Origin of the sequence: Streptomyces sp. NBC_01232, assembly GCF_035989885.1 — a bacterium.
Classification (GTDB): Bacteria; Actinomycetota; Actinomycetes; order Streptomycetales; family Streptomycetaceae; genus Streptomyces.
Window position 1 is genome coordinate 4,320,272 of the sequence record NZ_CP108518.1, and the last position, 14,992, is coordinate 4,335,263.

General features: G+C 74.2%; 5 protein-coding genes. All 5 read right to left on the reverse strand.

What is annotated here, in order from left to right; translation table 11 throughout:
* The 5 genes from OG444_RS19940 to fabG all read right to left on the reverse strand — a co-directional run bounded on the left by OG444_RS19940 (position 1) and on the right by fabG (position 14,946).
* Positions 1-1,317 (reverse strand): cytochrome P450, encoded by a 1,317-nt coding sequence (locus OG444_RS19940; RefSeq protein WP_327263439.1) that lies wholly within the window; start codon positions 1,315-1,317, stop codon positions 1-3.
* A gap of 27 nt (positions 1,318-1,344) precedes the next feature.
* A complete protein-coding gene (locus tag OG444_RS19945; RefSeq protein ID WP_327263440.1) occupies positions 1,345-2,232 on the reverse strand; it encodes an ABC transporter permease in 888 nt (295 codons plus the stop codon).
* A complete protein-coding gene (locus OG444_RS19950; RefSeq protein WP_327263441.1) occupies positions 2,229-13,313 on the reverse strand; it encodes a non-ribosomal peptide synthetase in 11,085 nt (3,694 codons plus the stop codon). Before OG444_RS19950 ends, OG444_RS19945 begins: the two co-directional genes overlap by 4 nt.
* 130 nt (positions 13,314-13,443) lie before the next feature.
* Positions 13,444-14,148, reverse strand: a complete 705-nt coding sequence (locus OG444_RS19955; RefSeq protein ID WP_327263442.1) for a 2-hydroxychromene-2-carboxylate isomerase — start codon at positions 14,146-14,148, stop codon at positions 13,444-13,446.
* Positions 14,149-14,199: 51 nt separating this feature from the next.
* Complete coding sequence (fabG, locus tag OG444_RS19960; RefSeq protein WP_327263443.1) at positions 14,200-14,946, reverse strand: 3-oxoacyl-[acyl-carrier-protein] reductase; 747 nt, start codon at positions 14,944-14,946, stop codon at positions 14,200-14,202.
* Positions 14,947-14,992 lie beyond the last annotated feature (46 nt).

The following is a 14,992-nucleotide window of genomic DNA, read 5'->3' on the forward strand; positions in this document are numbered from 1 at the left end:
TCAGTGGGTCTCCTTGCCGGTCTGCCGCGGGGGGACCGCTCCCGGCGCCGCCGCCTGCGCGGTGAGGGCGACGGGCAGGGCGCTGTACGCGCGGACGAAGTTGGAGTAGAGGCGCTGGGGCGGGCCGAGCAGCGTGATGTCCGAGACCATCGAACTCAGGGCCTCCACCATCGCCTTCACGTGCACCCGGCCGAGGAAGGCACCGAGGCAGAAGTGCGGTCCGTGGCCGAACACCACGTGCTTGTTGGGGCTGCGGCCGACGTCGAAGCTCTCCGGGTCGGTGAAGGCCCGCTCGTCGAAGTTGGCCGAGGTGTTCCACAGGGTCACGATGTCGCCGGCTCTGATGACCCGGTCGCCCAGCGGTACGTCGACCAGGGCGCGCCGTCCGAAGTGCATGGCCGGGGTCGTCCAGCGCAGGATCTCCTCGGTCGCCGCGTCCGCGGACACCTCGCCGGCCTTCAGCCGGCGCCACTGCTCGGGGTGCTCGGCGAGGGCGATCAGGCCGCCGATGAGGGAGGTCCGGGTGGACTCGTCGCCGCCGAGGATCAGGCTGTAGGCGTTGAGGACGATCTCGTCCTCGGTGAGCGGGCTGCCGTCGACGGTCGCGGCGGCCAGGGTGCTGAGGACGTCCTCGCCCGGGTTGCGGCGCCGCTCGGCCGCGAGCTCCCCCATGTACATGATGATCTCGTTGCGGGCCATGACGGATTCGAACTCGTCGTCCCCGGAGCCGTGCTGCGCCAGAGTCCTGGTGTTCCACTCCACCAGCCGCGGGCGGTCCGCGTGCGGGATGTCGAGCAGGTCGCCCATGGTCTGGATCGGGATGTGGTCGACGACGTCGGCGACGAAGTCCAGCCGGCCGGCCGCGACGGCCCGGCCGAGCAGTTCACGGGTGTGCGTGTGGACCCCGGCGACGACCGGCTCCAGGACGCGGGGCGCGAACGACTTGAGCATCACGTTGCGGATCGCGCGGTGCCGGACGCCGTCGGTGACGGCGAGCATCTTGCGGGAGGCGGAGTCCTCGCCCTGGAGCAGGGTGGTGAGGACGTTGCCCTTCTCGGAGGTGAACCGCTTGTTGTCGCGGTAGACGGCGACGGCGTCGGCGTACCGGGAGATCACCCAGAAGCCGGGCGTGTGCGGCCCGGCCGGGTGCCAGTGCACCGGGCTCTCGGACCGGAACCGGCGCCACATGGCGTGCGGGTCGACGTCCAGGAAGGTCTGCGGGTCGGTGAGGTCGAGGTCGGCGGGGGCGGGTACGTGGGCGGGCGGCTGGGCGGTGGCGTCGGCGTCGGCCGGGGCCACCTCCTGCGTGATGGTCATGGTGTGGGTCCTCGGGTCCTCGGGGCTTCAGCTGGACGTCGAACGGAAACGGCGCAGGCTCACGACGATGCAGGTCACGAAGGTGACGGTCAGGGTGACCGCGACGACCAGCAGCGGATGGGTGCCCGAGAAGCCGGCGCTCGGCGTGTCCGGGTTCCCCCACAGGTCGCGGCAGGAGGCGATGACGGCCGTCACCGGATTCCACTCGGCGAGCGGCCTCAGCGCCGCCGGCATGGTCTGCGGCGAGAGGAAGGCACTGGACAGGAAGGGAAGTACGACCACGATGAACGGCGCCACCACGCTGATCGTCTCCACGCTGCGCAGGGTCAGGGCCAGCAGCACCCCGAGCCAGAGCATCGCGTAGATGAAGACGGCGATCAGTGCGAAGCCCGCCAGGGTGGGCAGCAGACCGGTGTGCGAACGCCAGCCCAGCGCCAGGCCGATCACCACGGTGGTGCCCAGTCCGCCCATGCCCACCAGCCAGTCGGCGGCGGTGTGCCCGATCGGGATCGAGGCCGGGTTGATGGGCAGGGAGCGGAACCGGTCGACCAGCCCGCCCTGGAGGTCCAGGGCGAGCGAGACCGCCGTCGGTCCCACGCAGGCCAGTCCGACCTGGACGGCGCCGCCGGCGAAGACGTACTCGACGTAGTCACCGCCCTGCGGGAGGTGGATCGAGTCGCGGAAGAGGTAGCCGAGCATGATCAGCGAGAGCATCGGGTTGAGGACGATGCCGATCGAGCGGCCGGGGGCGCGCCGCATCCGGCGCAGCCGGCGGCCGATGACGGCGCCGATCTCGGTGAGCAGGGTGCCCAGGCCCGCGGGCCGGGCCGCCGCGGGCTGCGGCGGCCCGGCCGCGGCGGCGGCCGCGGCGGTCTCGTCCGGTTCGGCCGCGGGGCGCGGCAGGGTCGTCGTCATGACCGGTCACCCGCCGTCCACGCGTCGAGCGAGTCGCGCAGGGCGGGGCCGATGGCCCTCAGCGGCTCCGGGTTCAGCATGTCGTCGTGGGCGCAGTCGATGCGGTGCACCCGAACGGAGCCGGTCATGTGCTCCTTCCACAGGACGTCCTTGTCGGTCACCTCGCCCCAGGGCGAGCGCTCGGCCAGGAAGAGGTCGACGGTGCCGGCGTACTCCCCCGGCCGGTAACGGGTGTTGAGGATCTGGTGGCGGCCCATCAGGTCCACCACGCGGTGGATCCGCTCCCGGCCCATGCGGGCCAGTGGGTTGCCGTCCCGGAGCAACGTCTCGTAGAGGTCGTCCGGTTCGAGCCGGCGTCCGGCGAACTCGTCGCGGTGGTGGCCGATGCCCTCCATCAGCCAGCCCAGCCGGACCTGTTCGCTCCGCTCGTCGACCGCGTCGGTGCGGGGGAAGGAGTCCATGACGGTCAGGATTCCGACCTCGTCGCCGGCGGCCCGGAGCTGGACGGCCAACTCGTAGGCGAGCAGTCCGCCGAAGGACCAGCCGAGCAGGTGGTACGGGCCCTCGGGCCGGACCTCCTTGATCAGCCGGATGTACGTCGCGGCGATCTCCTCCATGCTCTCCGGGAGGGGGGCGCCGTCCACGACCGTGGGCGACTGGAGGGCGTACAGGGGCTGGTCGGGGTGCAGGTACGGCACCAGCGTCAGGTAGGAGAGGGACAGTCCCACGCCGCTGTGCACGCAGAACAGCGGAGTGCGGTCGCCCTCGGGCTGGATGGTCAGCATCGGGGTGAAGTGCTCGATGTGGCCGATCCCGTCGGCCTCCGCGATGGCCTCGGCCATGCCCCGGGCGCTGCTGCGCAGCGTTTCGGGAGCGGGCGCGGGAGCCTTGGCGGGAGCGGGCGGCTCGGGAGCCGGTGGGGCGGTCCGCGGGCGCAGGCTCGCGGCGAGTGCGGCCACGCTCTGGTGGACGAAGACGTCCGCGATGCTCAGCTTCAGGCCCGCCTTGCGGGCCAGGCTGACCAGCCGCAGCGACTTCATGCTGTCCATGCCGGCCTCGAAGAAGTTCTCCCCGGCGACGACCGCGTCGGTGGCGAGTACGTCGTGGACGATCCGCAGCAGCTGCGCCGTGACCGGATCGTCCTCGCACTCGCCGTCGGCGGCGGCGTCGGCGGCGGCGGCCGGGGCGGCCTGAGCGTCCACCGGGTCCGCCGGGTTCGCCGGGGCCGGCGCGGCCCAGTCGCGGCCCGGCCGGTCGGGGGCGTCCGCAGCGCCGCCCGAGAGCAGCGCCGCCCACAGGCCGGCACCCGTCCCGGTGGTGGCCAGGGCGGCCGCCTCCGCGTGGCTGACGGGGACGACGGCAGCGCCCGGACCGTCCGGCCCGCGCCGCACCAGGTACGCGGGCCACTCCGGGTCCGGCTCCGGCAGCGGGGCCGGGGCCGGGCCGCCCGGGGCCGCGAGGACATCGGCGGAGTCCAGCACCACGACCGGCACGCCGCAGCTGCGCAGCCTCCCGGCCAGGCCCTCGGTGGTGAGGACGGCCACCGCGGCGGTCGCCTCCACCAGCTCCCGGACCCGCTCGCTCGGCTCCTCGGCGCCGACCGGCACGTAGGCCGCGCCGGACCGGAGCACCGCGAGCGCGGCGGCCGCCTGGTCGGCGGCGCGCGGCACCGCGAGGGCGACGACCCGGCCGGGGCCCGCCCCCCGCTGCGCGAGGTGCCGGGCCAGCAGCCCGGCGCGCTCGTCCAGCGCCCCGTACGACAGGGCCCGGGATCCGGAGCCGGCCGCGGTGTCCTCGGGGGAGGCGGCGATCCGCCCGGCGACCAGTGAGGTCAGGGTGGCGGCGCCGGCGGGGGTCTGTGGCCGCTGCGCCTCCAGCTCGCTGACCCGCACGCCGGGGTCGGCGGCCGCTGCCCGCAGGACCTGCCCGAACTGCTCGACGAGCCGCTCGGCGGTGTCCCGGGTGAACAGGTCGGTGCTGTAGGTCAGCAGACCGCGCATGCCGTCCCGGCCGGGCCAGTTGAACAGCTCCACCACCAGGTCCAGCTTGGCCTGGTCGGAGCCGACGTACGCGGGCTCCGCGCGCAGTCCCACCAGGTCCGGGACGCGCACCCCGTCGTGCTGCACGGTGAGTGAGACCTGGAACAGCGGGTGCCTGCCCAGCACGCGGTCGGGCCTGATCGCGTCCACGACCTGGTCGAAGGGGACGTCCTGGTGCGAGTAGGCGGCCAGGTCGGTCTCCCGCAGCCGTTCCAGCAGTTCCCGGAAGGTGGGGTCGCCGCTGGTGTCGCCGCGCAGGACCAGGGTGTTGAGGAACATGCCGACGAGGCCGGAGAGGGCGTCGTCGGCGCGGCCGGCGACGGACACTCCGAGGGGGATGTCGGTTCCGGCGCCCCACCGCGTCAGCAGGGCCGACAGGGCGGCCTGGTAGACGATGAACTCGGTGGTCCCGGTGGTCCGGGCGATCTCCGCGAGCGTGGCGTGGAGTTCCGCGTCGATGTCGAACATCACCGTGTCACCGGCGCTCCCGCCGTGCTCCGGGCGGGGGAAGTCGGTCGCCAGCGCCAGCTCCTGGGGCAGCCCGGCCAGCGCGTCGCGCCAGAAGTCGAGCTGTCGCGCGCCCAGGCCGTCCTCGTCCGCCGGATCGCCGAGCAGCTCGCGCTGCCATACGGCGAAGTCGGAGTACTGGACCGGCAGCGGCTCCCGGTCGGGGGCCCGCCCGCCGGCCCGTGCCCGGTAGGCGTCGGCGAGGTCGTCGAGCAGCGGCCCCATCGACCAGCCGTCGAAGGCGATGTGGTGCAGCACGATCAGCATCACGAAGGAGTCGCCGCCGGTGGGGAAGATCCGTACCCGAAGCGGGGTCTCCTCGGTCAGGTCGAATCCCCGGTCGGCCTCGGCGGCCAGCGCGGTGTCGAGCTGGTCGGAGAAGACGGAGACCGTCCTGAGGTCCGGCGCCGCGGCGGCGGCGTCCAGGACGCGCGGCGCCGGCACCCCGTCCTGCTCGGGGATCACGGTCCGCAGCACCTCGTGGCGTTCCACGAGATCGGCCAGGGCCGCCCGCAGGGCGTCCGCGTCGAGCCTGCCGGTGAACCGGAAGGCCATGGCGCTGTTGTACGAGCCGTCGGCGCGGCCCTGGCGCCGGTTGAGGAACCACTGGCGCTGCTGGCTGAAGGAGAGCGGGCGCTCCCCTCCCGGGGCGGCCGGTGCCAGCGAGGGCCGGGCCTGCGCGGCCCGGCCGACCTCCGTGGCGAGGGCCACCACGGACCGCGCCTCGAACAGGGCGCGGATGGGGAGTTCGACGCGCAGGGTGCTGCGGACGCGGCTGACGAGGCGGGTGGCGAGCAGGGAGTGCCCGCCGATCTCGAAGAAGTCGTCGTCGATGGAGACCTGCTCCAGGCCGAGGACGTCCGCGAACAGGCCGCACAGGACACCCTCCAGGGGGGTCCGGGGGGCCCGGCCGCGGGAGGCGGCGCCCAGGTCCGGGTCGGGCAGGGCCTTGCGGTCCAGCTTGCCCTGGGCGGTGAGCGGCAGCTCCTCCAGCGCCACCACGGCCGAGGGGACCATGTAGTCGGGGAGCTCCGCGGCGAGCCGCTCGCGCAGGACGGCGGTGTCCTCGGGGGCGGCGGCCGAACCGGCGACGACGTAGGCGACCAGACGGCGTTCGCCGGCCTCGTCCTCGCGCATGACCACGACGGCCTGTTCGACTCCGGGCTGTGCGAGCAGGGCGGCGGATATCTCGCCGAGCTCGATGCGGATTCCGCGCAGCTGGACCTGGTCGTCGACGCGGTCCAGGTAGTCGAGGTCGCCGTCGGGCAGCCAGGTCACGAGGTCTCCGGTGCGGTACATCCGGGATCCGGCAGGGCCGTACGGGTCGGCGACGAACCGGGACGCGGTCAGCCCGGGCCGCGCCAGGTAGCCGCGGGCGAGGCCGCCCGCGACGTACAGCTCGCCGGTGACCCCGGGGGCGACGGGCCGCAGGTTGCGGTCGAGCACGTACACCCGGTGGGCGTTGGTGGGCTTCCCGATCGGGGGCCGGCCGGCCCGGGGGGCCAGCGGGCCGGCGACGGTGCAGCCGACGACGGCCTCGGTGGGACCGTAGCCGTTGAACAGCCGGACGGAGCCGCCCCAGCGTTCGACGACCCCGGCCGGGACCGCTTCGCCGGTGACCACCAGCCGCAGGTCGCTGGGGAGGGTGGCGTCGGCCGGCAGCCCCCCGACGACGACGGGCGGCAGTGCGACCAGGTTGATCCGGGCGTCGTTGATCAGGTCGACGAGCGGCCGGCCCGGTGTACGGGCCTCCTCGTCGGCGATGACCAGGGTGCCGCCGTTGAGCAGCGCCAGCATGATGCCGAAGACCGAGGCGTCGAAGCTGAACGAGGCGAACTGCAGGACCCGCACGTCATGGTCGAGCCAGAACCGGTCGGACAGGCTGGAGACCATCGACATCAGTCCGGTGTGCGCCACGGTGACGCCCTTGGGGCGGCCGGTGGAGCCGGACGTGTAGATGATGTAGGCCGTGTTCTCCGGGTGCAGCGGTGCCACGCGTTCCGCGTCGGTGAGGTCGTGTCCGCCGAGCGCCGCGAGCCGGGCGGCCGTCTCGGGCGCGTCCAGCAGCACCGGGGTGACCCCGAGCGCGGCCAGGTCGGGCAGGCCCGCCGGGCGGGACCGCGTCGCCGTGTCGGTCAGCAGGACCGGCGGCCGGGCGTCCTCCAGCATGTAGCCGATGCGGTCGGCCGGATAGTCGGCGTCCACGGGCAGGAACACCGCGCCGGCCTTGAGGGCGGCGAGCGCCGCGACGACCAGCTCCGGGGAGCGCGGCAGCATCACGGCGACCGGCTGCTCCGGTCCGGCGCCCCGCTCGGCCAGCAGCCGGGCCAGCCGGTTCGCGCGGTCGTTCAGCGTGGCGTAGTCGAGCTCCTCGGCGCCCAGCGAGACGGCCGGCTTGGCGGGCGAGAGCCCGGCCCACCGCTCGAAGACCGTGGTGGCGAGGGTGGCGACGGCCGGGCGGGCCGCGGCCGCCCCCGACCAGGTGCCGAGGACCTGCTCCCGCTCGTCGGCGGTGAGCGCGTCGATCCGGCCCAGCGGGGTGTCCGGGGCCGCGGCGAGCTGCTCCAGCACACGGGCGAACCGGCTGACGAAGACCTCGGTCCGGGCGGCGTCGAAGACGTCCGGCCGGTACTGGGCCTCCACGCGCAGGCCCTGCCCCCCGGTGGGGAACACGCCCACCGCGAGCGGGTACTCGGCGATGACCCGGGCCTTCCAGTCCAGCATCGAGAGGCCGGGCACGTAGGAGCCGATCGCGTCCAGCGCGCCCGCCGGGTAGTTGTGGAAGCTGACCACGGTGTCGAAGAGCTCACCGATGCCGACGCCCTGCTGCACCTCGGCCAGGCCCAGGTGCTGGTGCTCCTCCAGGCCGAGCTGGCGGTCCTGGAGGCCGGCCAGCATCTCCTCGAACGGCACGGCCGGGTCCAGGTGGGCCCGTACCGGCAGGGTGTGCAGGAACGCGCCGACCATCTGCTCGACCCCGGGCAGGTCCGCGGGCCGGCCGGAGACGACCGCGCCGAAGGTGACGTCGCCGCGGCCGGTGAGGCTGCCCAGTACGACGGCCCAGGCGCCCTGGACGACGGTGTTCATCGTCAGGCCGCGCCGGTGCGCCCAGGGGGTGAGGGCCGCGGTCAGCCGCTCGGGCAGCTCCACGGTGTACGTCTCGGGCAGTACGGAGACCCGCGCCCGGTCGGCGGGGCCGAGCCGGGTGGCCTCCTCGATGCCGCCGAGCTCCTGCTCCCACGCCTTGCGGGCGGCCGGCTTGTCCTGGGCGGCGGACCACTCCAGGTAGGCGCGGCCGGGTGCGACGGGGCGCAGGGCGCTGAGGTCGGCGCCGTTGCCCCAGAGGGTGACGAGCTCCTCGGCGAGGACGGCGGACAGCGACCAGCCGTCCACCAGGATGTGGTGGGTGGTCCATACGACGCGGTGGCGCTCGGCGCCCAGCCGGTAGACGGTGAACCGGGTCAGCGGGCCACCGGTCACGTCGAACCGGTCCAGCCACTCCTCGTCGGTGCGGCGGACGGCCTCGGCGCCAGGGTCGGCGGCCGACGTCAGGTCGTGTTCGCTCCACGGCAGCTCGACGGCCGCCGGGATCAGCTGTACCGGATCGCCCTGCTCGCGTTCGCGGAACCGGGCGCGCAGCGCCGGGTTGCGGTCCAGCAGCGCGGTGGCCGCGGCGCGCAGCGCGGCCACGTCCAGCTCGCCGCCGATGTCCATGACGACCTGGAGGGTGTAGGCGTCCATGCCCTGGCGGTCGAACTCGGCCTGGAAGAAGAGGCCGCGCTGGAGCGGGGAGAGCGGCAGGACGTCGGTGAGCCCGTCGAGCTCCTGCTCCCAAGCGTCGATCTCCCGCTGCTCGACGTCGACGAGGGGGAACTCGGCGGCGATCCGCCCGCCGGATCCGGGTGCACCGGAGTGCGCGGCGAGGGCGCCGAGCGCGGCGAACCACGCCTCGGCCGTCTCGCGTACGACGGCCTCGTCGACGGCTCCGGACGGCCAGGTCCACTCGGCCACGAGCACCGGTCCCCCGGGGCGGTCCTCGGTCAGCGCGACTACGTCGAGGGGCTGGCGCAGCGGGGTGGTGGGGGAGGCGGTGAGTCCGGCGCCCCCGGGCTCGATGGCCCAGGCGCCGTCGCCGGCCGCGAACCGGCCCAGGTAGTTGAAGCCGATCTGGGGTACGGCGGCGCGGCCGAGGACGAGCGCCGTCTGGGGGTTGAGGTGGCGCAGCAGGCCGTAGCCGATGCCGTGGTCGGGCAGGGCGCGCAGGGCGGCCTTGACCCGCTTCAGGGCGGTGGCGACGGCGGGGCCGCCGGCCGCGATCTCGGTCCGGTCCAGTTCGCCGACGTCCAGCCCGACGGGGAAGGCGCTGGTGAACCAGCCGACCGTACGGGAGGTGTCGAGGCCGTCGCCGATCTGTTCGCGGCCGTGGCCCTCCAGCTCGACGACGGTACGGGTGCCCCCGGCCCCGGAGCGGCCGGTGACGGCCAGCGCGAGGCCGGTGAGCAGCACCTCGTTGATCTCGGCGTGCAGGGCGGCGGGCACCCGGGTCAGGACGTCGGCGGTGAGCGCGGCGGGGAGCTCCAGGCGGAGCCGGCCCGCGGTGGCCCAGGTGTCGGCGGACGGGTCCAGCGGCCGGTCGGTGAAGGTCTCGGCCGCTCCGGCCGACTGGGCGTTCCACAGCGGGAGTTCGGCCACCCGGCGGGAGGTGCGGGCCTCGGCGGACAGGGCCTTGGCCCAGCTCCGGAAGGAGGTCGGGACGGGGTCGAGGGCAGGGGTGCGGCCCTCGGTCACGGCCTGCCGGGCGGATTCCAGGTCGGGCAGCAGGACGCGCCAGGACACGCCGTCCACGGCGAGGTGGTGGACGACGAGCAGCAGACGGCCGCCCGCGCCGGGGGTCTCCTCCAGCAGCACCGCCTGGACGACCAGGCCGGTCTCGGGGCGCAGTCGGGCCCGGGCGGCGGCGGTCTGCTCGGCGAGCACGGCCGCGCGGTCGGCGCCGGCGGGCACGGTGACCCGGGTGACCACGTCGGCGGCGGCGACGGAGCCCGCCGGGAGGACCTCCTGCGCCCACAGGCCCGGTACCGGGGAGGTGAGCTTCAGGCGCAGCGTGTCGTGGTGGTCCAGGACGGCCTGGAGGGCGGGCTCCAGGACGGCGGGGGTGAGCCCGGCGGGGGCGTTGACGGCCACGTACTGGGCGAACTCGCGTGTCGCTTCCGGGAGTTCGGAGATCTGCTCGCGCAGCCGGTCGAAGATGGGGGTCGGTTCGACCTCGCCCGTGCCGTCGTCCCGGGCGTCCGCCGGGGCGCCCGCGCCGGTCGCGGCGTCCGTGGGCACGGGACGGGCCGCAGCGGCGATGGCCGCCGGGGTCCGGTGCTTGAAGACGTCGCGGGCGGTGACGATCAGCCCCGCCCTGCGGGCCCGCCCGACGACCTGGATGGAGCTGATGCTGTCGCCGCCGAGGGCGAAGAAGCTGTCGTCGACGGCCACTTCGGGCAGGCCCAGCACCTCGGCCAGCACCGCGCAGATGATGCCCTCCGCAGGGGTGCGGGCGGCCCGTGCGGCGGTCCGGGGGCCGGCCGGGTCGGGCGTGGGCAGTGCCTTGCGGTCCACCTTGCCGTGCGGGGTCAGCGGCAGTGCGTCCAGGATGATCAGTACGGTCGGTACGAGGGCCTCGGGCAGCCGGCCGGCGAGCAGGGTCCGCAGCTCGCCGGTGTCGGGTGCGGCGCCGGTCTCCGGTTCCAGGTAGCCGACCAGGCGCTTGTGCCCGGACGGGTCGGTGACGGCGGCGGCGACCGCGTCGGCGACGCCCGGCAGGGCGCGCAGCGCCGTCTCGACCTCGCCGAGCTCGATGCGCTGGCCGCGGATCTTGACCTGGTGGTCGCGGCGGCCGACGAAGGCGAGCTGCCCGTCGGGGCGCAGTTCGACGAGGTCGCCGGTGCGGTACATGCGCGAGCCGTCGGCCGCGAAGGGGTCGGGCAGGAAGGTGACGGCGGTGCGGCGGGGGTCGCCGAGGTAGCCGCGGCCCACGCCGTCGCCGGCGATGTAGAGCTCGCCGCGCACACCGTGCGGGACGGGCCTGAGGTCGTCGCCCAGGATGTGCAGGCGGGTGTTGCGCAGCGGCCGGCCGATGGGGACGATCGCGGCGCCCATCGCGTCGAGCGCCCCGAGGTCCCGGGCGTAGGCGTGGGTGACGTCGTCCGAGCACTCGGTGGGGCCGTACAGGTTGGCCAGCGCGATGGCGGGGTAGCGGGCGAACCAGCGGCTGCACAGCTCGGCCGGCAGGGCCTCCCCGTTGGAGATCATCCAGCGCAGGGCGGGCAGTGCGGGGGCGTCGCCGGCCGCGTCCCACACGTCGAGGGTGGCGCGCAGCAGGGAGGGGACGACCTCCAGCACGGTGAGGCCCTCGGCGCCGATGGCCGTGAACAGGGCGTCGGGGTCGGACGCCTCGGCGCGGCTGAAGGCACGGACCCGGCCGCCGACGAGCAGCGTCGTCAGGGTCTGCCAGACGGTGACGTCGAAGGTGACCGGGGCGTTGTGGACGAGTGCGTCACTGCGGTCCAGGGACAGTTCCTCGATCTTGGCGAGCAGGTGGTTGACCATGCCGCCGCGCTGCACCATCGCGCCCTTGGGCCTGCCGGTGGAGCCGGAGGTGTAGATGACGTACGCGAGGTCCTGCGGCCCGCCGAGCACGGGGGGCAGCGCGTCCGCGGGGTCCTGCTCGGTGCCGATCTCGCGGACGGGCAGCGGCGCGCCGTCGCCGGCGGCCGAGGCGGCCCGCTCGGCGAGGTCCCGGTGGGCGGCGTCGGTGAGGACGAAGCCGGCCCCGCTGTCGCGCAGCAGCGCGGTCAGGCGGGGCAGCGGCGCCCCGGGATCGAGCGGTACGAAGGCCCGCCCGGCGCCGAGGACGGCCACCTCCGCGGTGACGAAGTCCCGGCCGGGCTCGCTGAGGATGGCGACGGGGCCGCCGGAGGCGGTCAGGTGGCGGGAGAGTGCGCCGGCGCGGCCGACGAGCCCGGCGTAGTCGAGGGTGCCGGTGTCGTCGGTGACGGCCGGGGCGTCGGGGGTGGCCAGGGCGTGGGCCCGTATCCGCTCGACGACGCCCAGGTAAGGGGTCGGGCGGACGGGGCCGGTCAGCGCGGCGGCCACGTCGGCGGCCTCGCCGGGGGAGAGGAGGTCCAGGGCGGCCAGCGGCTCGTCCGCGCCGGCGGCCAGGAACCGGTCGAGGTAGGAGACGAAGCGGTCGAGGTGGGCACGGACCTCGGCGCGCGTGTAGCGGGCCTCGTTGCCGTTCAGGTCGATGCCGATGCCGGCGTCGCCCTTGTCGGCGACGGTGAACTCCAGGTCGTCGACCAGTCCGGTGGAGGGGCTGTGGATGGTGGCCGCGCACGGGCCGATGGCCAGCTTCTCCACCTGCGGCATCATGTTGAGGAACGGCCCGAACGGGCGGCGGTCGTCGCTCGGCAGGCCCATGGAGCGGCGGATGCTGCTGACGCGGTGGCGCTGGTGCTTGAGCGCCTGCGAGAAGGCCCGGTAGGAACCGGCGAGCAGGTCGGTACGGGTGGTGGCGGTGTCCACGGAGAGCCGCAGCGGCAGGTAGTTGACCACCATGCCGGGGACCTTCTGGGTGTCGCCGCCGACGCGGGCGGTGACGGGCACGGACAGCAGCACGTCCTCGGTGCCGGCCATCCGCCCGGTGTAGGCGCCCAGGGCCGCGACCAGCACGGTCTGCCAGGTGACGCGGGACTCCCAGGCGGTGGCGCGCAGCCGCTCGGCGACGGCGTCGGGAAGGACGCCCTGCTCCTGGAGGAAGGTCTGGGCGGGTTCCGCGTCCCCGGTGGAGAGGCTGATCAGCTCGGGCCGGTCGGTGAAACGCTGCGCCCAGTAGGCCCGGTCGCGCTCGGCGCGGGCCGAGCCGGCGTAGGCGGCCTCGGCGTCGAGCAGGGTGGTCAGGGCGGGGAAGCGGCCCTCGTCGAGGTCGGAGCCGGCCAGCAGGGCCTCGTAGATCGCGCCGAGGCGCTGCCAGTAGATGACGTAGCTGAAGCCGTCGGAGACCAGGTGGTGGTTCAGGAGGCAGAAGAAGGTGCGGTCGGGGCCGAGGGTGAAGACGCTCAGCCGGAAGAGCGGCTCGAACGCGTCGCCGTCGGTGGCGCCGGTGCCGGGGGTGTCACCGGCGGCCGCGCGGTCCTCGGCGGTGAGGGCGAACGGTACGCGCAGGTCGGCGCGGATCGCCGCGTGCGCGGCAGCGGCCGGGTCGGCGGCGCCGCTCACGTCGGTCTCGGTCAGCGGGAGCGTCGTCAGCGGTTCGATGAACTGCCTCGGCTCGCCGTCCACTTCGGTGAATCTGGTCCGCAGGCACTCGGACTCCTCGACCAGCCGCTCCAGCGCGGTGCGCAAGAGGTCCCGGTCGAGCGGCCCGTTGATGTCCCAGTAGATGGCGGTGTTGTAGGTGGCTCCCCCGCCAGAGAGTTTCGCGTCGAACCAGATGTCCTTCTGGCCGGCGGTGAGCGGAAGGCCGCCGACCGTCTGAACATGCGTCATGGCTATCCCCTAGCGAAGGTTTCCGTATGCGGCCCTGTCACGGGCCCGATCGTTGCCGCAGGCACTGACGGCGGACTGAAAGCGGACTGACGGCGCCCCGAGGGGCCCGGCCGGATCCGGACGGGGCGGTTCAGCCGCAGCCGCCCGCGTGCGCGTCGTCGGTCGCGCGGCCCATGCCGATCGCCGCCAGCGGCTCCGGGACGGAGGCGGCCGGTACCTCCCGGTCGCGCAGGTGGGCGATGAAGTCGTCGAGCCGGTCGATGCCCCAGAACCGGCTGAAGCCGTGGACGAAGAAGGGCACGCCGAACACCCCGTCCCGGCAGACGTCGAGCAGCATGCGGATGCCCTCGGCGCGGACCTCCGGCACGGTGCTGGCCCGGGCCAGTTCGCGCGGGTCGAGCCCGATCTCGAAGGCGATGTCCTCGATGGTGGCCGGATCGCAGATGTCCCGGCCGCGCCCGAACCGGGCCCGGTACACGGCATCGATGAAGGCGTGACCGCGTCCGTACCGGGCCGCGACCAGATAGGCCAGGTGCGGGACCTCCCACACCGGGTCGCGGTCCACGGGCCAGGTGACGGTCAGCCCGCGCGCCTTGGTGAGGCGGCCGACGTCCTGGAGCACGTACCGGTTCTTCTCGCGGGACATGTCCGAGTACGGGAAGCGGCCGCCCTGTTCCTCCAGCAGCCGGGCGCTCAGTTCGTCGGGTTCGAAGAACGGCACCCACTCCAGGCTCTCGGCGAGGTCCGGGTGGAAGGTCATGATCTCGCGGTAGGCCAGCCAGGAGTACGGGCTGCGCAGCGAGAAGTAGAAGCGGGGCGTCTTGTTCTTGGGCATGGTGAACCCTTCGGTCGGTCGGTGGTGTCCCGGCGCGGGCGGGGGTGCGTGTCAGACGACGAGGCCGCCGTCGATCCCGAAGACCTGTCCGGTGATGTACGAGGCGCGGTCGGAGGCGAGGAAGGAGACCAGGTCGGCGACCTCCTCGGGGCGGCCGAACCGCCCGAGCGGGATGCGCTCGGTCATCTTCTTCACGTGCTCCGGGGCGAGCCCGGAGAGCATGTCGGTCTCGATGAAGCCGGGGGCGACGGCGTTGGCGCGGATGCCGTAGCGGCCGCTCTCCTTGGCGAGCGCCTTGGTGAAGCCGATGATCCCGGCCTTGGTCGCGGAGTAGTTGGTCTGGGTGGCGTTGCCGTACACGCCCGCCACCGAGGAGAGGGTGATCACGGAGCCCGCGCGGCGCTTCATCATGGCGAAGACGGCGGCCTTGCAGAGGTTGTAGGTGCCGTCCAGGTTGACCCGCAGGACCGCGTCCCAGTCGTCGGGCGCCAGCATCACGAGCGGGTTGTCGCGGACGATGCCCGCGCAGGACACGACGGTGTGCAGCGGGCCGAGTTCCTTCTCGGCGGCGCGGACGAAGTCCCGTACGGCGTCGTGGTCGCGGACGTCGGTGCGCGCGGTGTGGACGCGGGCGCCGGCCGCGGTGGCCTCGGCGGCCACCGTGTCGGCGGCCTCCTTGTCGGACTGGTAGCAGAAGGCGACGTCGTAGCCGTCGCGCGCGAGGCGGGACACGACGTGCCGCCCGATGCCCCGGGAGCCTCCGGTCACCAGTGCGACACGGCGTTCAGTTGCGGACATGTGCGTGCTTCTCCTCGGTGAGGGCGGATGCCGGGGCCTGCGGGGG

Coding starts and splice junctions, on each gene's coding strand:
- fabG (WP_327263443.1), bottom strand. CDS start 14,946: ATGTCCGCAACTGAACGCCGTGTCGCACTGGTGACCGGAGGCTCCCGG.
- OG444_RS19945 (WP_327263440.1), bottom strand. CDS start 2,232: ATGACGACGACCCTGCCGCGCCCCGCGGCCGAACCGGACGAGACCGCC.
- OG444_RS19955 (WP_327263442.1), bottom strand. CDS start 14,148: ATGCCCAAGAACAAGACGCCCCGCTTCTACTTCTCGCTGCGCAGCCCG.
- OG444_RS19950 (WP_327263441.1), bottom strand. CDS start 13,313: ATGACGCATGTTCAGACGGTCGGCGGCCTTCCGCTCACCGCCGGCCAG.
- OG444_RS19940 (WP_327263439.1), bottom strand. CDS start 1,317: ATGACCATCACGCAGGAGGTGGCCCCGGCCGACGCCGACGCCACCGCC.